Annotated in this window: 13 protein-coding genes; 6 read left to right on the top strand and 7 right to left on the bottom strand. The window is 60.3% G+C overall.

Going from position 1 to position 20,439, the window contains the following annotated elements; all coding sequences use genetic code 11:
- The first annotated feature begins 12 nt into the window (after nt 1-12).
- The 3 genes from ACST81_RS17040 to ACST81_RS17030 all read left to right on the top strand — a co-directional run bounded on the left by ACST81_RS17040 (nt 13) and on the right by ACST81_RS17030 (nt 4,924).
- Nucleotides 13-1,026 (top strand): glutathione S-transferase family protein, encoded by a 1,014-nt coding sequence (locus ACST81_RS17040; RefSeq protein ID WP_438749353.1) that lies wholly within the window; start codon nt 13-15, stop codon nt 1,024-1,026.
- Between the two features lie 202 nt (nt 1,027-1,228).
- Complete coding sequence (locus tag ACST81_RS17035; protein WP_438749352.1) at nt 1,229-2,485, top strand: class I SAM-dependent methyltransferase; 1,257 nt, start codon at nt 1,229-1,231, stop codon at nt 2,483-2,485.
- A gap of 120 nt (nt 2,486-2,605) precedes the next feature.
- Complete coding sequence (locus tag ACST81_RS17030; RefSeq protein WP_438749351.1) at nt 2,606-4,924, top strand: Tex family protein; 2,319 nt, start codon at nt 2,606-2,608, stop codon at nt 4,922-4,924.
- Between the two features lie 77 nt (nt 4,925-5,001).
- Here ACST81_RS17030 and ACST81_RS17025 read toward each other — a convergent pair whose 3' ends face one another.
- From ACST81_RS17025 to ACST81_RS16995, 7 genes are all read right to left on the bottom strand, one after another.
- Entirely contained in the window at nt 5,002-6,642 is a 1,641-nt protein-coding gene (locus tag ACST81_RS17025; protein WP_438749350.1) for an FAD-dependent oxidoreductase, read from the bottom strand.
- Nucleotides 6,639-7,625, bottom strand: a complete 987-nt coding sequence (locus ACST81_RS17020; RefSeq protein ID WP_438749348.1) for an aldo/keto reductase — start codon at nt 7,623-7,625, stop codon at nt 6,639-6,641. Before ACST81_RS17020 ends, ACST81_RS17025 begins: the two co-directional genes overlap by 4 nt.
- Entirely contained in the window at nt 7,622-9,433 is a 1,812-nt protein-coding gene (locus ACST81_RS17015) for an alginate lyase family protein (protein ID WP_438749347.1), read from the bottom strand. Before ACST81_RS17015 ends, ACST81_RS17020 begins: the two co-directional genes overlap by 4 nt.
- Nucleotides 9,434-9,604: 171 nt before the next feature.
- On the bottom strand, nt 9,605-10,606 hold the full coding sequence (locus tag ACST81_RS17010) for a glycosyltransferase (protein ID WP_438749346.1): 1,002 nt from the start codon (nt 10,604-10,606) through the stop codon (nt 9,605-9,607).
- A gap of 88 nt (nt 10,607-10,694) precedes the next feature.
- Nucleotides 10,695-13,229, bottom strand: coding sequence for a glycosyltransferase (locus tag ACST81_RS17005; RefSeq protein ID WP_438749345.1), 2,535 nt, complete (start codon nt 13,227-13,229; stop codon nt 10,695-10,697).
- Nucleotides 13,222-14,481, bottom strand: a complete 1,260-nt coding sequence (locus tag ACST81_RS17000) for a glycosyltransferase family 4 protein (protein ID WP_438749343.1) — start codon at nt 14,479-14,481, stop codon at nt 13,222-13,224. Before ACST81_RS17000 ends, ACST81_RS17005 begins: the two co-directional genes overlap by 8 nt.
- Before the next feature lie 10 nt (nt 14,482-14,491).
- The gene (locus tag ACST81_RS16995; protein WP_438749342.1) at nt 14,492-15,760 is read right to left on the bottom strand and encodes a nucleotide sugar dehydrogenase; all 1,269 of its coding nucleotides are present in this window, start codon (nt 15,758-15,760) and stop codon (nt 14,492-14,494) included.
- 528 nt (nt 15,761-16,288) lie between these two features.
- Between ACST81_RS16995 and ACST81_RS16990 the strand changes: the two genes are divergently transcribed.
- From ACST81_RS16990 to ACST81_RS16980, 3 genes are all read left to right on the top strand, one after another.
- Nucleotides 16,289-18,916, top strand: coding sequence for a hypothetical protein (locus tag ACST81_RS16990; RefSeq protein ID WP_438749341.1), 2,628 nt, complete (start codon nt 16,289-16,291; stop codon nt 18,914-18,916).
- Between the two features lie 118 nt (nt 18,917-19,034).
- Nucleotides 19,035-19,778 (top strand): DNA repair protein RecO, encoded by a 744-nt coding sequence (gene recO / locus ACST81_RS16985; RefSeq protein ID WP_438749340.1) that lies wholly within the window; start codon nt 19,035-19,037, stop codon nt 19,776-19,778.
- Nucleotides 19,779-19,790: 12 nt separating this feature from the next.
- Complete coding sequence (locus ACST81_RS16980; protein ID WP_438749339.1) at nt 19,791-20,300, top strand: PaaI family thioesterase; 510 nt, start codon at nt 19,791-19,793, stop codon at nt 20,298-20,300.
- Nucleotides 20,301-20,439 lie beyond the last annotated feature (139 nt).

Here is a 20,439-nt window from a genome sequence, read left to right as displayed (position 1 = left end):
AGGACGCTCGATATGCCGCAACTGGTCGATGGAAAATGGGAAAAGGGCGATGTCGCGGCAAGCGAAATGAAGGGCGGCGCCTTTCACCGCGAGCCGACCAGCTTCCGCACCTGGATCACGGCGGATGGTTCGCCCGGTCCGGACGGCCAGAAGGCGCTTCCGGCGGAAAAGGGCCGCTATCAGCTGTTCGTCGCCTATCTCTGCCCCTGGGCATCGCGCACGCTGATGATGCGCAATCTCAAGGGGCTGCAGGACATCATCTCCGTTTCCATTTCCGAGCCTGAACTCGGTGAGAACGGCTGGACCTACGCCGAACCGCAGGATGCCGGCCCGCGCGTCGGCAAGATTCGTTATCAGCATGAACTCTATTCCGCCTCCGACCCTCATTATACCGGCAAGGTCTCGGTGCCGGTCCTGTGGGATCGCAAGGAAGGGCGCATCGTCAACAACGAATCCGCCGATATCATCCGCATTCTCAACACGGCCTTCAACCATCTGACCGGCAATACGCTCGACTTCTACCCGCAGGCGCTGCGTCCGGAGATTGATCGCTGGAACACGCCGATTTATGACACCGTCAACAATGGCGTCTACCGGGCCGGCTTTGCCAAGACGCAAGAGGCCTATGAAGAAGCCGTGGCCAGTCTGTTCGGGACGCTCGATGGGCTTGAGGCGCATCTGGGGACAAGCCGTTATATCGCCGGAAACCATTTCACCGAGGCGGACATAAGGCTGTTCGTCACGCTGATCCGCTTCGATCCGGCCTATCACGGCGCCTTCAAGTGCAACCTGCGCCGGATTGCGGATTACCCCAATCTCTCGAACTATCTGCGCGAGATCTACCAGTGGCCGGGCGTCCGCGAGACCGTGCGGATCGACCATATCAAGCGCGGCTATTACTCGATCGCCCATATCAATCCGACGCGGATCGTGCCGCTTGGTCCGGTGCAGGACCTCGAGCAGCCGCATGACCGCGCGCGGCTTCAAGGGCAGGGCGTGATCGACCTCCGAGGCCCAAATTGCTGAGAAAATAAATCTATAAGGACCTGCCAAGCTATTGCCGAACAGCCCTGCAACACTAGTTTCATGGCCAAGCTGATGGATTGATCTTTCGCCCGGTGCCGCCGGATCTTGTCCGATCGCGCCCCGCTTCTTCAGATCCAGTCCGGGAACCTTCGGCGGCATCGCGATCCACCGGACGATCCGCATGTTTTCGCCGAGGTTCGGAATGAACACGACATTTCTGACAATGCTGCGCCGGCTGGTTCGAGCGGGACATCTGAAGGTGACCATCGCATCCGGCGAAGAGGCCGTGCTGGGTGATGGTTCCGGCCCGCCGCTTGCCCTGCGCACCCTCGACGAGGCGGCGGAAAAGGCCATCCTGCGCGATCCCGGCATGGCATTCGGCGAGATGTATGTCGAGGGCAGGCTCGTTGTGGAGGAGGGCGGCATTTTCGATATCATCGCCATGATGAAGGCCAACGGGCTCGAAAATGCGGCGACGGTCAGCAACACGGTGACAGCGCTGTTGCATGTTGCCGAACAACAGATCAAGAGCCGCCTGCCGGCCAACCGCAACCGGCACAATGTCGCCCATCATTACGATCTTGAGGGCAAGCTGTTTGATCTCTTCCTCGATCAGGACTGGCAATATTCCTGTGCCTACTTCGAGCCGCCGGGCATTTCGCTGGACGAGGCGCAACTGGCCAAGAAACGACATATCGCCGCCAAGCTGCTGCTCAGACCGGGGCAAACCGTCCTTGATGTCGGCTCCGGCTGGGGCGGCATGGTCATGTATCTGTGCGAGGCGGAAAATGTCGATGTGACCGGCATTACGCTCAGCGGCGAACAGCTGAAAGTATCGCGTGACCGCGCCGTCAGGCGCGGCCTGGGCAATCGCGTCCGCTTCGAGTTGCAGGACTATCGTACCATGGAAGGCCGGTTCTTCGACCGCATCGTCTCCGTCGGCATGCTCGAGCATGTCGGCATGGCCAATTACGGCGGTTTCTTCGACAAGATGGCGCAATTGCTTGCCCCGCAGGGTGTCATGCTGGTGCACGCGATCGGCCAGGCGCAGAAGCCTTGGGCGACCAATCCGTGGATCGAAAAATATATCTTTCCGGGCGGCTACATGCCGGCCCTGTCGGAGGTGGTGCCGGCGATCGAGAAATCAGGGCTGATGATCCGTGACGTCGAAATCCTACCGATGCACTATGCCTGGACGCTCCGCGCATGGCGCGAGCGGTTTACGGCGCGCAAGGCCGACGCGATCCGTCTCTATGACGAAAAATTCTTTCGGATGTGGGAATTCTATCTCGCCGCCTCTGAAACCGCCTTCCTTTACGACAAGTTGCTGATCTTCCAGATCCAGCTGTCGCATCAGTTGGAAAGTGTTCCCTATAACCGCGATTATATCGGCGAACGCGAGACGGTCTTGCGCACGTTCGAACAGGCACGGCCACCGCTGGAGCCGGTGACCTTCTGATCTTTCTGGGCCGACGGGTATAGGACTGTGGACGTCCGCCGGCTGTTTCCATGCCTTCACTTGGCCTCGAAGGCATGTGCATCTATGGTCCCTGCAAATCACAGCAAGCCACGGAATGCCATGTCCCAGCCATCCAAATCCATCGCCGTTCTCATTGCCCAGGAAATCAAGGCCACACCGGCCCAGGCCATTGCGGCCATCGAGCTTCTGGACGAGGGGGCGACCGTTCCCTTTATCGCGCGCTACCGCAAGGAAGTGACGGGCGGGCTGGATGACACGCAGTTGCGCAACCTGTCGGAGCGGCTGGTCTATCTGCGCGAACTGGAAGCACGCCGGGCCTCCATCCTCGATTCGATCCGTGGGCAGGACAAGCTGACGGCCGAGCTGGAGACAAAGATTGCCGCCGTCACCACCAAGGCGGAACTCGAAGACATTTACCTGCCCTACAAGCCCAAGCGCCGCACCAAGGCGGAAATTGCCCGCGAGCGAGGCCTGGCGCCGCTGGCCGAGGCGATCCTGGCCGACCGCCGCATTGCGCCCGCCGAACGCGCGCTGGCTTTCATCACCGCCGATGTGCCGGATGTGAAGACCGCGCTCGACGGTGCCCGCGACATCATCGCCGAAGGCATCAGCGAAAATGCCGACCTGCTCGGCCGGCTGCGCGCCCATATGCGGCAAGTGGCGTTCCTGCGCTCCAAGGTCGTCGACGGCAAGCAGGAGGCCGGCGCCAAGTTCTCGGATTATTTCGATCATTCCGAAAAATGGGCAACAGTCGCGGGCCACCGGGCGCTCGCCATGCTGCGCGGCTGGAACGAGGAATTCCTCTCCGTCGATATCGTCGTCGACCAGGACGATACCTCGCCGGTCAAGCCGGTCGAGCGCACCATTGCTGCGGTCTTTGCGATCGGCACGTTGCCGGGCGACAAATGGCTGATGGAGGTCATCGGCTGGACCTGGCGGGTGAAACTCTCCATGTCACTGTCGCTCGACCTGATGCGTGAATTGCGCGAGCGCGCCGAGGAGGAGGCGATCCATGTCTTCGCTCGCAATCTGAAGGATTTGCTGCTGGCCGCCCCCGCCGGCTCGCGCGCCACGATGGGCCTCGACCCTGGCATCCGCACCGGCGTCAAGGTCGCTATCGTCGACGGCACCGGCAAGCTGCTGGAAACCACCACCGTCTATCCGTTCCCGCCGAAGAACGACATTCGCGGCACGCAGGCCGAGCTTGCCAGCCTGATCCGCAAGCACAAGATCGAACTGATCGCCATCGGCAACGGCACCGGCAGTCGCGAGACGGAACGATTGGTGGCCGACATGCTGACCCAGCTGCCGGCTGGCCCCAAGCCGACCAAGGTCATCGTCTCGGAAGCCGGCGCTTCGGTCTATTCCGCCTCGCAGGCCGCAGCCGACGAATTCCCCGGTCTCGATGTCTCGCTGCGCGGCGCCGTCTCCATCGCCCGCCGCCTGCAGGATCCGCTGGCCGAACTGGTCAAGATCGAACCGAAATCGATCGGCGTCGGCCAGTATCAGCACGATGTCGACCAGGGCCGCCTCAACCGATCGCTGGAAGCCGTCGTCGAAGACGCGGTGAACGCAGTCGGCGTCGATCTGAACACGGCGTCGGCGCCGCTTCTGGCCCGTGTCTCGGGTCTCGGCAAATCCTCGGCGGAAGCGATCGTCGCCCATCGCGACGCGACTGGCGCGTTTACCAGCCGCAAGGAATTGATGAAGGTGCCGCGCCTTGGCGCCCGCACGTTCGAGCAGTGCGCCGGCTTCCTGCGCATCCGCGACGGCAAGGAACCGCTGGATGCCTCGTCCGTGCACCCGGAAGCCTATGGTGTCGCCAAGAAGATCGTCGCGGCCTGCGGCCGGGATTTGCGCGCGATCATGGGCGACAGCGCGGCCCTGAAACAAATCGATCCGAAAAACTTCGTCGATGAGCGCTTCGGCCTGCCAACGGTGAAGGACATTTTTACCGAACTCGAAAAACCCGGCCGCGACCCGCGCCCGAGCTTCAAGACCGCGACCTTCGCCGACGGTGTCGATGATATCAAGGACCTGAAGCCGGGCATGTTGCTTGAAGGGACCGTCACCAACGTCGCCGCCTTCGGCGCCTTCGTCGATATCGGCGTGCACCAGGACGGTCTTGTCCACGTCTCCCAACTCGCCGACCGCTTCGTCAAGGATCCGCACGAAGTGGTGAAGGCCGGCGACGTCGTCCAGGTCCGCGTCACCGAGATCGATGTCCCCCGCAAGCGCATCGGCCTTACCATGCGCAAGGACGGTGCCGCGGAGTCAGGCGGCCGCGATACCAAACAGGACCCGAAAGCCGCCCAACAGGCCCGCCAGACTCTGGCGCGCACCCAACAGCAAAAACCGCAGGCGCCGGCTCAAGGAGCGTTTGGGGCTGCGCTGGCGGAGGCGATGAAGCGGAAATAACAGGAGTGAGGGCAGGCGCGCTGCCGAACGATCATTCCAACCAAAAGGGCTGAGGTCGCTTGGGTGACCTCAACCGGTCAAGGCTGCTGTGCCGAAGCCAGATGATCGGCAAGCCGGACGGCAAGGGCGACGGCCGTGAGTGTCGGATTTGCTTGCCCTGACGTCGGGAATACGGACGAACTCGCCACGTAGAGATTTCCGACGTCGAACGTTCTCAAATTGCCGTCCACCACGCCTTCGTCGCGGTTCCTGCCCATCCGGCTGGTGCCGATATGGTGGGTGCCGTGATTGGCGCTCGCGAGGATGGCCGCCGCCGACTGTTCCACAGGCTGCCGGAAATTGACCGTTCCGAGCCTGTTGTCCCGGAGCCACCGGTCGAGAAGAAGATGGGCGTCGAGCAACGCCTCGGCATCCTTGCGGGAAAATTTCAGATCGATCGCAAGGCGGGGCAATCCGGCCGCATCCTTTTCATCCGTTAGCCAAACTCGACTGTCGGCGGCCGGGAAATGCTCGGCATGGTAGGATAGTCCGTAGGTCAGACCGGGATTGCGGACGAAAAAGCCCGGAATGCGCATCTTGCTGATATAGCGATGATACAGGAACCACGGCGCATACGTGACTGCAGAGGGAAGATTGCGCAAGACGTTGAGAATATGCGGTATTTTTGGTACGCCCTGAGGGGCATGGTAGCGGCGGATGACTTCCGCGACCAGACGGCTGCCGATTGGCTTGAAGGCAAATACCAGGAAAACCATGGAAAGAATCGAGCTGCGATGTCGCGCGTCCGCGACGGGAGGCACGACCGGCCAGAAGGAAACGTTCGGAAGGTTCTTTTCGAGGATCTCACGATCGCTGGGAATGAGCCGCCGACGTGCGTAGGAACCGTGACCATCTGTTTGAAAATCGTAGGCTGCATCGATTTCCGCGTCAGTCCAGGTTACATCGGCGACTTCTCCGATGACGTGGGCCATATAGTAGCGGCCGAGCACGCCATCCTGTCCGCCGAAAAGGCCCGGCGATTTCCGCTGTAACGCCAGAAGAAGCCTTGTCGTTTCCAACCCGCCCATCGCCAAAACGACGGTCTTCACCGTGAGATCGATCCTGCTGCCGGAGGCATCCGAAACAATGATCGATTTCACTATGCCCTGGTCGTCCAGAACGAGGTCGCTGACCGTGGCGTTCAACCGGATGGAAATCAGCGGGTTGCTTTCAAGCGCTTCGGCATGCGCCTTTTGAAAGGCCGGCCGGCGGCTGAACCGCTCCATCCGCTCCGTGTCGAACCGATCATCCGCCTTGCTCAACCTTTCGAAATGGCTGCGAAAGACCGGTTCACCGCAATTGGCATAGGCGCAGGCCTTTTCATAATATGGCAATATGTCGGCGTGCCTGATCGGCCAGCTTGCGTCGAAAAGCGCGCCGCGCGGCTCGAAATCGACAGGGTCCAGCGGCTGGCAGCGCGCGCCCCACAGATTGGATGTGCCGCCCAACTGGCGCGAGACCGTAATGCGCATGTCGTCATGGACGACCGGATCGGCGATTTCGGCACGGGAAAGCTCCTGGGTAACCGGCGACGGTGTCCGGCCGCCTGATTCCAGCACCAGGACGCGCTTTCCCTTGCTCGCAAGCTCGAGGGCGAGGGTGATGCCAACAGGGCCGGCGCCGATCACGCAGACATCGTGCGTGCTTTCCGCCAGTCCATCCAGTCCTTCAACGATCATACGACGCTCTCGATGCGGATTTTTCCCTTGACCAGTGCATCGACGAGCCGAATGGCATCCGGATTCACCGGCCGCGTTGCGCGGGCGATATTGCTCGCCTGGTGCTTCTGCGAAAACATGCTGGCGAGGACCACGCCTTGCCTGTTCGAGGCCAGCGCCCGATCGACAAGCAATGCCGCGACCGCTTCCTTTTCGCTGCCTTCGTAACCTGCCGCACGAATCTTTTTCAGATCGTCCGGGTGCTCCGACAGGCTTTGCAAAAGGCGATCCATGGCGCCGTCCACGCCGAGAACGGAATGGGTGATGAAAGCCAGCGGCCGGCCGGCCTCTGCCGTCAGTTGCGGCAGGAGGCTCGACGTCGGATTATCGGCCAGTTGGACGAGCCGGTAGATATCCGGATGCTCAATGGCGGCGCGCGCCGCGTCCACTCCGCCGGCGACCGAGATGTAGCGCGCCTTACCACTCTTCAGGACGTCTTCAAGCGTCCTTTGCACATCGTCCCGCCGCATGTCCTCGACCGAGGGCTTGTGCAGCGCGAAGACATCCAGATGGTCGGTGCCAAGCCGTTTCAGAGAGCGCTCGATCGATCCGCGGATAAAATCCGGCGTCAGCGGAAGTGTCTGGTTTCGGGTCGCAGACATCTTGCGAAATTTGCGGCGCAGCCCCGATGCGACCGTCAGGGCAGGGCGCGCCAGCGCGTAGACCAGTTTTAGGATATCGTTGCGGGCGGGCGGCACGACACCGACCTTAGAGCAGATCAGCACCTTGTCACGACGGCCACGCAAAAACTCCCCGATGATCGGCTCGGCTTCACCCGCGCCATAGGCCGGCGCAACGTCGTACCAGGTGACGCCCTTGTCAAAGGCCGAATTCAGGGCCGCGAGACCGTGCTGTTTCGAAATGCGAGAGCCAAGCGAGGCGCATCCAAAGCCAATGACGCTGCTGGTCATGTCCGTTCCAGGCAGCTGAACCATGTTTGTCATCTGACGTCCTCTTGTCGGCCGGGAGCAGCCTTCTGTTTGCTCTGAATGATGTTCATGCTGGTGCGGACGCCCTCGCTCGGCATTCTGCCCTTCCAGGTCAGGCGGCATGCAGGATGCTTTTCTCCGAATTTTTCCGAGACCCATCCGCCGTCGCCGATATCGCCGCCGCGCCGGACGTCCACCACTCCCGGATGGGAGAAGGCAATCGACAGGAGCCGGTCGTCACCGCGCGCGACAACAGCCTGCTGATCGTTGACCTCCACGGTCAGATCGGCCGCAAACTGAAAGGCGATTTCGACATCCTTATCGATCCTGCTTCCGGTCAGACGATCCGTGATCAACACGGTTTCGCTCCCCCGTTCGACGGTCCGCTCGTGCATCGCGCCGAACCGCTTCAGGTAACCATCGTGGCGCCCCGAAAATGTCCAGGGCGGCCCGTCATCCCGCGCGGTCAGCGTTGCTTTGGCCTTGTGCGACCAGTTGAAGGATCCGGAAATCGTGCTCTGATCCATCCCGTCAATATTCAGCGTGTTGTGCGCGCGTGTGCCGCGAAACCAGTTTCTCCACGTACCGCCGGAATGATAAAGGTATGTTCCCGGATCAACCAGCACGGGCTGTTCGTCGAGGCTGAGGGAAATGGACAGTGCATCCGCATGCCCGTGCGCCGCAATCGACAGATATCCGAGCGGACCGTGATCGAACGTCATGATGACGGAGCGTTCGGCAATCGTGTCGCGAACGATCGACAAGCCACCATCACTGAAGGTACGATTGCCGGAGGTCGGGGAGGACATAGGCGGCTGTTTCGTCCACAAGATGTCCCGAAGCGTCGGGTACGGATGAACCACGCCGGCTATGTCGGCACCGGTAACGCCGGCAATCGCCGTTGCGACGGATGCCGGATAACGTTCCTCATACCGGGACAAAATCAGGACACGTCCCTCGTCATTGTCGCCGATATTGGGAACACGACCTTGGCCGTCCGCGAGGCAAAAGACATATTCGGCAAAACGCGCCAGCCTCGACCGCATGCCTTCGGGCACGGTGCGTCCTGTTGCTTCGGCCACGACAATCGCGAGAAGGGCGAATTCGGCGGAGAATGCGCCATAGGTCGGTGATTGCTCGGCGTTCATCCCATCCGGCAGAAATTGCTTTTCAACCTCATTGCACAGGATCCGCCACGCCTTCTCCTGCGCATGGGACGGGGCCTTTCGGTCCATCGCGACGGCAACTAAATATTCGGCGGCGACTTCCGCGATGAGATGGTTGTTGGCGGATGAAAAGGCCGACGGGAAGCGCTCCAGCCAGAACGCATGCGCTCGCAGCAGCGTGGAAATCCGCTTCTCGGTTTCCAGCGAAAGATGCCCTTCGCAGAAGCTGGAAACGATGAGCAGACTGATGGCGCGCATGGCGACATTGAGAATTTCCGCCCATTGCACGCCGCGGAAGGGAGGATTGGAACCTGCCCAGCTCTCTATGGCCGTTTCGACAGCCGCGAGTGCTTCCGGATTGCCGGTCAGGGCAACATCGGCCGCCAACGGCTGAAGAAATTGCAGCCTGTTGAATTCCCAGACATATTTGACGTCGCCGAGCTGTTTCTCATGGCGATAGGGAATGTCGAAGCAATAAATGTCGGCGCCCGGCCAGAGCTTGCCGGTGACGGGATCCAGACGCCAGATGTCCTTCGGGAATAGGCCAGCCGGCTGGCGCGGCGGCCATTTCACGCCAAGCGTTGTAAACTTCCCGGACAGGATGGACCGGCTCGCGTCCTGCACCGCTTCACGCAGTTCCGGCGAACTGTTCAGCAACCGGTCTTTCAAACCTGGAAGTGGTTCGGCAAAATTTGAAGCCTCGTATCGATCCCAGCCTTCGAACTTGCCTTTTGCGGTGATTTTTTTTGTTTTTTCGAATGCCCGATGAACGATCTCGGCCGGACTCATGGCTCTTAAACGGTTGATGACCCACAAATAATCCATAAATCACTCGAAAATTGCTGGCTGAATTTGTCTGGCTTGCTGGACTTCCTTGGCGATCTGTCCGTAAACAGCCTCCTTGGCCTCCAAAATGCCCTTGATACGAAAATCATATTGCCGAGCAACATCGCGAAAGGCGGCGGCCAGGGAGGGTGCGTTCAATTCGCTGAACACGCCGCCTTCGCCGAGCACTTCGGCCAATGTCGGCGATACGTTCGTGACGACCGGGATGCCAGCGGAAAGAGCCTCCTCCACCGCCATCTGCATGATGTGCGGACGCGTCGACAAGGAAATGACCGCGGTGGACTGTGCCATGGTGGCGAGGTAGTCGCTGAAATCCATGAAGCCGGCGAGCTTGATGTGCGCGGGTTGGGATGCGGGATCGAGCCGACGCTTGCGGTAGTTGCCTGAAATCACGAAATCGAATTCCGGGCAGGCTTTCATCGCCTCCAGCGCGACCTCGACCGGTTCGTCCTCCGCGAAAGAGCAGGAAAACAGGAAGAGGGGACGCCCGTCCCGGAGCTTGTAGGTCACCCCATCCAGCCCGTCGCGCGGAATTGACAGGATATGAACGACCCGCGCATTCCAGGACGCAACGGCTTTGCCGTCGATGCGATTGTGGCAGATGGTAAAAGGCGACCTGCGGGCGATCTGCCTGATGAGCGGCAGGAAAATCTTCCATTGGGATTTGGAAATCGCCCCCGAATGGAAGTCCATGATCACTGCCGCTCCGGTGAAGCAACCGTACAGCCAGCACATCAATGGCAGCATCGGCGGCTGGTTCAGGCAGATGACGGAGGAAGGCCGCTCGCGCATCAATATCCGGAGTGTTTCGATCATCCGTGACAGATAATACAGGCCCAGCGCAACTTTTCCGCGCCGTTTGTTGGAGCCGATCAGGAAAAGCTTGGTTCCGAAAAGCATGGCCGTGGATGTCGATCGGAAGCATTCCGATTTCCAGGCAATCATCAGCGAGTTCCGCAACGGATACTTCGGCATTTTCGACATCTGAATTACCTTGTCGGCTGAATATATTTTTTAAATTTGTTCCGTGTCGTTTCTGCTGTTTCAACGGGCAAGCAAGATGAAGAGACCGTCATTTTGAAATGCGCTCCATCAAGGCAAGATAACGATCGACCGCGATATCGACGGAGAATTCCGCTGCCCGTGCCTGCAGCGCAGCCTTGTCCGAATCCTCGTCCAGGACTTCGATGATGGCCTCGGCCATGCATTGTGGATCGGCGACTGGCACCAGGCGGCCGTAGCGTCCGCCGTCCAGGATTTCGGCCGGGCCGGATGGGCAATCTGTTGCGACAACCTTCTGGCCGCAGGCCAGTGCTTCCGCCACGACGATGGCAAAACCCTCCCACTGTGACGACAGCACGAAGATGTCGGCTTTCGACATGTAGGAATAAGGGTTTTCGGAAAAGCCGGGCAGATCGATATCGTGACCCAGCCCTAGTCCGGCTGCCTTTTTCTCCAGACTGTCCCGCTCCGGTCCGTCGCCGACGATCAGCAGCCGGGCGTCCCGCGTTTTGCGAACGATCGCAAAGGCTTCGATAAGCCCGATGAAGTTCTTGGCGATATCCAGACGCCCAACGGAAAGGATCACGGGCATGTCGTGTTGCGCGAGCCAGCGATGCTGTACGGGCGCGGCTGCCTTCTCCTGAATCTGCGCGACGGGAATCGGGTTGTAGATCGTCGTGGTGCGATCGGGATCACAACCGAAGCTTTGGATAAGCGGCGCGCGTAGCCCCCCGCTGACGGTGATGATATGTGCCACCCGCGGAAACAGCCATGACCGGAACAGGCGCGCGACCTTCGTCTTGATGGTTTTCGTCGCCTTGTCGTTCAGGATCGGGTTACTGTGTTCGGTGATCACATAACGCGTCCGCTGGAAAGGGACGAGATTGACCAGCGCCGCGGCGATGGCCTGCTGGTCGCCGCCGCAGACAACGACGTCGAACTGCTCTCGCAGCAACAGCCACAGGAGCTTGGGGAAACCCCGCGCCATGGACGCGTGACCCAGTTCGATGACTTTCAGCCGGGGATGGAGATCCTCGACATACTGCCCCGTTTTCATCCGCAGGATCAGCGTGATGTCGACGTCGCGCTCCTGCATGCCGTTGCAAAGCGCCAGAACAACGCGCTCGATACCGCCATGCTTCATGCTGTTGGCGAGAAATGCATAGCGGCGGCGGGGGGAAGCGGTCCGCTCGGCATGGATGCGTTTCATGCTGCGATGGCAGAGGAACAGGGATGCGCCGATGAAGACAACACCCACCATGCAAAGGCAGATCAGGGCAGCCAGGGCCGGAGCGGCGTAGAGTATGTGTACCTTGAGGAACCAGATCACGACAAAGGCGAAGATTGCCAAAAGCGTTGACGTGAGAATGCTTGAGACCGGCAGCGGCACGCGCATCAGTTTGTAAGACAACAGGATGCTCATCGCGAGCGATGCAAGACTGCCCGAGGCAAACATCAAGGCCGCCCCGTATTCCGGAAAAACCGGGACGACCAGAAAACCCACGACGACCGATACCGCGGAGCCGATCACCAGGGTAGGGATCTGCCGGATGTTCCTCAGGAACATGTGGTAGATATTGTCGTAGACAAAGAACTTGATGTTGATTGCCATCGCTCCGACGACGACAAGCGGCGTGACCGTCAGAAATGTCGGCAGGAATTCAGGCTTGAACAGGACGGTCGCGATGAGTTCCACGCTTATGATAAGCACGGCTGCCCCGGGCAAAAAGACGGACAGGATAAGGGCAAGTTGTTGCGAAAGAAGGTTTTGCGCCTTTTCCGTCTTGCCTTCGTTGAACAGCGCCGAGAGCCTGACAAAGGCGCCGGTATTGAACGAGGCGCCGACAACGTCAAATGCCGCGCGTCCGACCGTGAAAGCCGCAGTATAGATGCCGAGCGTTGCGGCATCATGGACGGCCTTGAGGGTTGCCTTGTCGAGACTGCTGACCAACTGTCCCAAGAGGGTCAAGGTGACCAGCGGCCAGGAGAAGGCAATCACGACTTTCCAGTCGACCGTATCCGGCAGGTCCGGCCGCGCATGGGCGATACCTTGCCGGCAGGCGATGATGCCCACCACGACGCCCGAGATACAGCCCGCCAGCGAGGCGTCCAGGAAACTGTCGGGTCTCAGGGTCATGACGCCCAGGGTCAGGGCGAGATAGATCGCCGCCCGCAGCGCTTCCAGCGACGACGCGGTCTTCGTGCGTTCGGCGATCTGGTTGAGCCGGATACCGAACCTCAGGAACGCGGCGGACGCGACATAGCAGCAGACGGCGAGTCCGACTTCCCAGGCCCGCTCCGGGGCCAGACCCCAACTGATGGCAACCGATGCCGCGAGCGCGACAATCGTCGTGCCGGACATCAGCCAGGCCATGCGGATGACGAAAGGCCGGGAAACTCCGCCGGATTGCACGCCGAAGCGTGCGATCCCGATGCGGGCCCAGTTCGTCAGCACCGTGTCGGCAAATTCGCCGATGAGAATCGTCAGCGAGAAATATCCGAATTCGCTCGGGGTCAGGAGCCTTGTCCCGAAAAGGATGACCACAAGGGCCGCCACTCTCGGTAGGATATACGCTGGCAGATAGATCAGCGTGCTTTTAATCACGTGTCTTTGCCGACGTCTTGTATGCCGCGATCAGTTTCGGAACCTCGTAGCTCCACGCCATCTGCGTTTCCACGCGGTTTCGGCCGAATGCACCCATTTTCGCGCAACGCTCCGGATCGGCCAGAAGCTCGGCGATCTTGTCGGCGAAATCGACGGGATCGTTGGCCCTGGCGTAGAGCGAGGCTTCCTGGGCGCTGAAGCGGCCTTCGGTGACGTCGAACTGGACGATTGGCTTGGCGACTGCCATGTATTCGAGGATCTTGTTCATCGTCGACTTGTCGTTCATCGGGTTGACGCGGTCGGGATTGACGCAGACATCCGATGTCGACAGGACCTCGAACAGGGTCTGGTCGGGCGCACGACCGGTGAAGGTGACGTAGTCCTTGAGGCCCATCTTTTCAGACATGGTCTGCAGTGCGGCCAGGCTCGGGCCGCCGCCGACCAATGCGAACTGGATATCCTTCCGTCCGCGATCATAGACCAGATGGCGAGCCGCTTCGAGAAGCAGGTCGATGCCTTCCTGCTCGCCCATGACGCCGACATAACCGACGAGAAAGTCACGGCCGTTCTTCAGGGCCGGATTGGCAGGAACGGCCTTGACGCGCGTCAGATCCGGTCCGCTGCGAACGACGAAGATATCCTTCGGATTCTTGCCGCCGCGCTCGATGGCGATCCTCTTGTAGCTCTCGTTCGTCGAGATCACCGTGTCGGCGGTCTTGAAGGTCAGCCATTCGAACAGGCACATCAGCCGCCAGAAGAAGCCGCGCTTGTTGAACTTGGCCTCATAGAGTTCCGGATTGATATCGTGGTGATCAAAGATGTAGCGCTTGCCCAGCAGCTTGAACTGCCAGGCGATGAGGAAGATCAGGTCCGGCGGATTGCAGCCGTGCAGGGTGTCGAAGCCGTGGCGGAACAAGATCTTCCACGAGAGAACTGTCTCCCAGAACAAAGCGGCGCCATATTCCAGGAGGTAGCCGAGCGCGCCGCCGGCATCCAGCGGCAGCGGATGCCGATAGATGTGGATGCCGTCGAGAAGTTCGTAGCGCTCCGTGTAGCCTTTGCCGGTCGGGCAGATGATCGCCACTTCCGCTCCTGCGGACTTCAGCGTTCTCGCCTCCTGCCAGACGCGCCGGTCGAAGGGAACCGGCAAGTTCTCGACGATGATCAGGACTTTTCTACCGGCAAGTTGCCCGGAAATAGCGGCGTCGCGGGTACCGGCATTGATGTCATTGCTTTGAAACACGTGATCCATGGTCGTCATCTCAGGAAAGGGCGTTCAGATTGACGATGTCGCCATTCTTTTCGAGATTGAGCCTCTTGTAGGTATGGTTGGTCACGATGACCCGGTCGTAGGCGGCGGCCTCAGCCGTTTCCTTCGACACGAGAAGCTGGGACAGCGTCGGGATCTGGGTATAGGCGTAACCGAGATTGGCGCCGACCAACTTGGTCGCGTTGATCGCCGGATCGAAGATCGACAGCTTGTAGCCCTCGCGCAGAAGGCCGCGGGCAAGATCGATATTCGGACTTTCGCGCAGGTCGTCGGTATCGGCCTTGAAGGCCAGTCCGACCAGCAGAACCGTCGAGCCGGGCGCCAGATCCTGGGTCACGTGCTGGAAAAGGCGGTACTTGTGCGCCTCGTTGGAACGCAGCAGGGAATCCACAAGATGGGTGTGAGCGCCGCAATCCGCCGCGATATACTGCATGGCGCGCACGTCCTTCGGCAGGCAGGAGCCGCCAAAGGCGCCGCCGGGGCGTGTGTAGTAGGGCGAGATGTTCAGCTTCGTATCGGACACGAAAATCTCGTGCACCTTGCTGGCGCTCAAACCCAACTGCAGGCAGACGCGGCCGATCTCGTTGGCATAGGCGACCTTGACCGCATGCCAGGTGTTGTCGACGAATTTGGTGATCTCGGATTCGCCGAGGCGCACGTAGAAAGTCGGCGCGGAAATGTTCTGGTTGAGGATATCCATGCGTGCGTTCGCCTGGCCATCGACGGTGCCGATGACGATCTTCGGCGGGTCGAAATAGTCCTTGATGGCTGAGGATTCGCGCAGGAATTCCGGATTGTAGACGAGTTCGATGCTGCGCTCGAAGGTGTCGCCGAGTTCGGAGGCGAAGATCGGCGAGATAAGGCCTTCGACCGTGCCCGGACGGATGGTTGAGCGATAGACGACGGTGAGCGGCGATGTGCGATCGCGGTTGACGGCGGCAGCGATCTGGCGCGTGACTTCGGCGATATAGGACATGTTGTGCGAGCCATCGGGCGCGCTCGGCGTTCCCACGCAGACGATCGCCATGTCGCAATCGTCGATGTAATTCCTGATCTCGGTATGCGCGCTGATCCGCCCCGCTTCGAGGCCTTGGCGCAGCAGTTCATCGACGCCCGGCTCGGTGATCGGTGCAATGCCCTGATTGATTTGGTTTACTTTTTTCTCGCTGACATCGAAGCCAATGACATCATGGCCTTCTTTTGCGATGCAGCACATGGCGGTGAAGCCGACATAACCCAAGCCGAAAATTGCTACTTTCATTCAGTTTTCCCACGTTCGGCAGAGTGTCGTGACGATTAAAAAGACATCTGCCCGGAATTAAGAAATTATATTAAAACAAGCCATTAAGAGTTTTTGACACAATCAGCAGCGCAGTTTCGCGCGTGTTTTCCCCGTTTTCCTGCTTTACGCCGCCATTATAGTAACAGGAGAGAACTTGAAACCCACCATACAGCGCCCCCGCAATGGTCTTTTTTGGGCTTGATTACACGAAATTGTTTTCACATAATTAAACATGATTTCATAGAGACTTTCGCAGTTGCGAGATGATATGGTTAAGGTCCGCGTTTTATTGGTCATAATTTAGGTGAGCAGGTGGCGTGGTGAACGCGTTTTTGATGATCACCTGACGTTTATGCTTGCGGCTCTTTTCCGGGCCAAAAATTGTATTTCTTTTCTCTGGTTTAGGATTTTACTGTCATGTTGAATCACAAAGCGATTTTTCTTGGCTGCGTTTTGGGGGTGACCTCGTTTGCCGTCGGGTCTTTATTCGCCCAGGACGCCACGGGCGTGCCACAACAGCAAACACTGGAGCAATGGAAGTCCATCATCAAAGCCGGCAAACCGGGCGAAGAGCTGGATCACGCCATCAAGGGCGTCGAAGCGACGGCGAACGAAGGTGAGCCATCCGCCTTGCTCCTTCTGGGTGATATCTATCGTGACGGCAAGATCGTTCCGAAGGACATCGCCAAGGCTATCGATCTCTACCAGCAGGCTCTGGACAAGGGGCGCACGGAAGCGGCGACGAAGCTTGGCGATCTCTATCGCCAGGGTGAGACCCTTGGGCTTGATGCATCGAAGGCGCTCGGCTATTATGAGCAGGCGATCGAGGCTGGCGATCCCGGCGCCAAGGTCGGCATGGCCAATCTTTATGCCGACGGCACGCTGGTGCCCCGCGATATCCCGAAAGCACTGGCTCTCTACGACGAAGTTCTCGCCTCCGGCGGCACCTGGGCGGCCTCTTCGCTTGCGGCGCTCTATATGAAGGGCGCGGAACTCGGGCTCGATCCGGCCAAGGCCGTCGGTTACTACGAGCAGGCGGTGCAGACCGGTGATGTCGGCAGCCTGGTGGCGCTTGGAAATATCTATCGCGACGGCAAGATCGTTCCGAGGGACATCACCAAGGCCGTCGCTTTCTATCAGCAGGCGCTGGACAAGGGGCGGATCGACGCCGCCACCAAGCTCGGCGACCTCTATCGCCAGGGGGCTACCTTCGGGCTCGATGTGTCGAAGGCGTTCGGTTATCTGGAGCAGGGGATGAAGGTCGGCGATCCCGGCGCCAAGGTCGGCATGGCCAATCTCTATGCCGACGGCGTTGCCGTTCCCCGCGATATTCCGAAGGCCCTTGCTCTTTATGACGAGGTGCTGTCATCGGGCGCCACCTGGGCAAACGCGTCGCTTGCGAACCTGTATATGAAGGGCGCCGAGCTCGGTCTCGATCCGGTCAAGGCCGTCGGCTATTACGAGCAGGCGGCGCAGACCGGTGATGTCGCCAGCCTCGTCACGCTCGCCAATATCTATCGTGACGGCAAGATCGTTCCGAAGGACGTCAACAAAGCTGTCGATCTCTACGAGCAGGCTTTGGACAAGGGGCGCACGGAAGCGGCGACGAAGCTTGGCGATCTCTATCGCCAGGGTGAGACCCTTGGGCTTGATGCATCGAAGGCGCTCGGCTATTATGAGCAGGCGATCGAGGCTGGCGATCCCGGCGCCAAGGTCGGCATGGCCAATCTTTATGCCGACGGCACGCTGGTGCCCCGCGATATCCCGAAAGCACTGGCTCTCTACGACGAAGTTCTCGCCTCCGGCGGCACCTGGGCGGCCTCTTCGCTTGCGGCCCTCTATATGAAGGGCGCGGAACTCGGGCTCGATCCGGCCAAGGCCGTCGGTTACTACGAGCAGGCGGTGCAGACCGGTGATGTCGGCAGCCTGGTGGCGCTTGGAAATATCTATCGCGACGGCAAGATCGTTCCGAGGGACATCACCAAGGCCGTCGCTTTCTATCAGCAGGCGCTGGACAAGGGGCGGATCGATGCCGCCACCAAGCTCGGCGACCTCTATCGCCAGGGGGCTACCTTCGGGCTCGATGTGTCGAAGGCGTTCGGTTATCTGGAGCAGGGGATGAAGGTCGGTGATCCCGGCGCCAAGGTCGGCATGGCCAATCTCTATGCCGACGGCGTTGCCGTTCCCCGCGATATTCCGAAGGCCCTTGCTCTTTATGACGAGGTGCTGTCATCGGGCGCCACCTGGGCAAACGCGTCGCTTGCGAACCTGTATATGAAGGGCGCCGAGCTCGGTCTCGATCCGGTCAAGGCCGTCGGCTATTACGAGCAGGCGGCGCAGACCGGTGATGTCGCCAGCCTCGTCGCGCTTGCCACCATCTACCGCGACGGCAAGATCGTTCGGAAGGACCTCGCCAAGGCTGTCGATCTCTACGAGCAAGCCTATAGCCTCGGCCGCGAGAATGCGCTTGCCAGTGCCGCAAGCGCGCTGATGTCCGGCACGGCTGCCCAGCAGCGGCGGGCACTTCAGCTTGTTGCGAAAGGTCAGGCTGAAAATGCACCGAACATGTCCTCGGTGCTTGCGAACGCCCTCCTCAACGGTACCGGTGTCGCGAAAAATCCGGGCAGGGCGATCGCTGTCCTGACGAAGGCAAGCGGCGCGGGGGATGCAAACGCGGCCTCGACCCTCATTCTGCTTTACGCCTCCGGTCGTGGCAAGGATGTCGAAAAGAGCCTGGCTCGCGCCAAGGCAACGCTTGCAAAACTGAAGGACCAGTTGCCCGAGGCGCAACGTGCGAGCGAGGAACTGCTCATCGAAGGCGCTTCCGCCTATTCCGTTGGGAAATATTCGGAAATCCTCGACAGGATCAGAAGCCTGCCTGTGAACGATCGGGCAAACCTCGCCAGCCGGTTGGCGAGCGTAAACCCGAACGTCTATGTTTATATCGTTCAGAGCGAGCTGCAGACTATCGGGGTTTACACCGGCAAGCTCAACGGTGTTTTGACCGGCGGCACGATCAAGGCGTTCAACCAGTTCTGCACCCAGCGAAATGCCGCTGATGTCTGCAGGACCGGCCCGCTCAGCTGGCCGTCACGCTCCGTCTTCGCCAGCTTCCTGCGCGAAGCGAAATCATAGGCCGGATCGACAGTGGCAAGCGCCGGCGGTCATTGGACGATCGCCGGCAAGATATCCAGCGGCCCTCGTGTTGCTCGCCACCGTTGTCTTCCCCCGTCGGCAGGGATAGAACGCGTGGATGCAGTGGAGCGATCAGGCCATCATCATCGGTGTCAGGCGGCATGGCGAGACGTCGGTTGTCGTCGAGGTCATGACACGTGATCACGGGCGTCATCTGGGGCTGGTGCGGGGCGGACGATCGCGGGCGATGCAGCCGGTGCTGCAGCCGGGAAACGAGGTCGAGGTCACCTGGCGGGCGCGGCTTGACGAACATCTCGGCGAGTTCAAGCTGGAGCCGGTCAAGCTCCGCGCGGCGCGGCTGATGGAGGCCGCGACCTCGGTTTATGGCGTCCAGGCCATGGGGGCGCTGCTGCGGCTTTTGCCGGAGCGGGATCCGCATCCGCACCTCTACGAAACGCTCGGCATCATCCTCGAACATCTGGACGACCCCAGCGATGCCGGCGAACTGTTCGTGCGCTTTGAAATCGCCGTGCTCAACGATCTCGGCTTCGGGCTGGATCTGGCGGAATGCGCGGCGACCGGCACGCGCGACGACCTCGTCTATGTCTCGCCGAAATCCGGCCGGGCGGTGAGCCGCGAGGCTGGCGCGCCCTATGCAAACAAGATGCTGGCTCTGCCGGGTTTCCTGGCGCAGGGTGGTGCCGCGGATCATGACAGCCTGCAGGCCGCCTTCCGCATGACCGCCTTCTTCCTTCACCGCCATGTCTACGAACCGCGCGGCATCGACCTGTCGGCCGCCCGCGACGGCTTCGTCCAGGCGGCGCTGAAAGCGCTAAAATCCCGCCAGACGGAAACGTTCTAAGGAAGCCCCCGCATGACTGTTGAAATCTACCCCGGAAATACCGTGTCGGGCATCGGCACGGTGCCGCTGGATGCCGTTGCCCGCGATGGTGGGTTGAAGACGATGCTCGATCTGCTCGCCGGCATTCATCCCGCTCCGCCCATGGCCGCGACATTGAAATTCGGCCTGAGCGAGGTCGAGGAGGGCCGGGTTCTGTTCAAGGGCCTGCCATCCGCCGACCATCTCAATCCGCTCGGCACGGTGCATGGCGGCTGGACGGCGACGATCATGGATTCGGCGCTTGGATGCGCCGTGATGACGACGCTGAAACCGGGCGAGGCCTATACGACCGTCGAGTTCAAGGTCAATCTCGTCCGCCCATTGCTGCCCGGCATGGGTGAGGTCTTCTGCGAAGGGCGGATCGTGCATCGCGGCCGCACGCTGGCAACCTCGGAAGCCTTCCTGAAGGATGGCAATGGCAAACTGCTGGCGCACGGTACGGAGACCTGCGCGATCTTCCCGATCGAAAACCTGATGCGGTGATTGCCATGCATCGACCGGAGTGACGCTGCCGCCGGTGCGCCCGGCGTCCTTCTCGGCCGGTGTCTCGAGCTCCTCGCGATAATCCGATGAAGAGATTGATGTGCTGAACCGTCTTGCGATTTGGCGTGTCCCTGAAAAG

This window comes from Pararhizobium sp. O133, from assembly GCF_051669845.1.
In the GTDB taxonomy this organism is placed as follows: domain Bacteria; phylum Pseudomonadota; class Alphaproteobacteria; order Rhizobiales; family Rhizobiaceae; genus Pararhizobium.
This window is presented reverse-complemented; position numbering and strand designations above follow the sequence as displayed.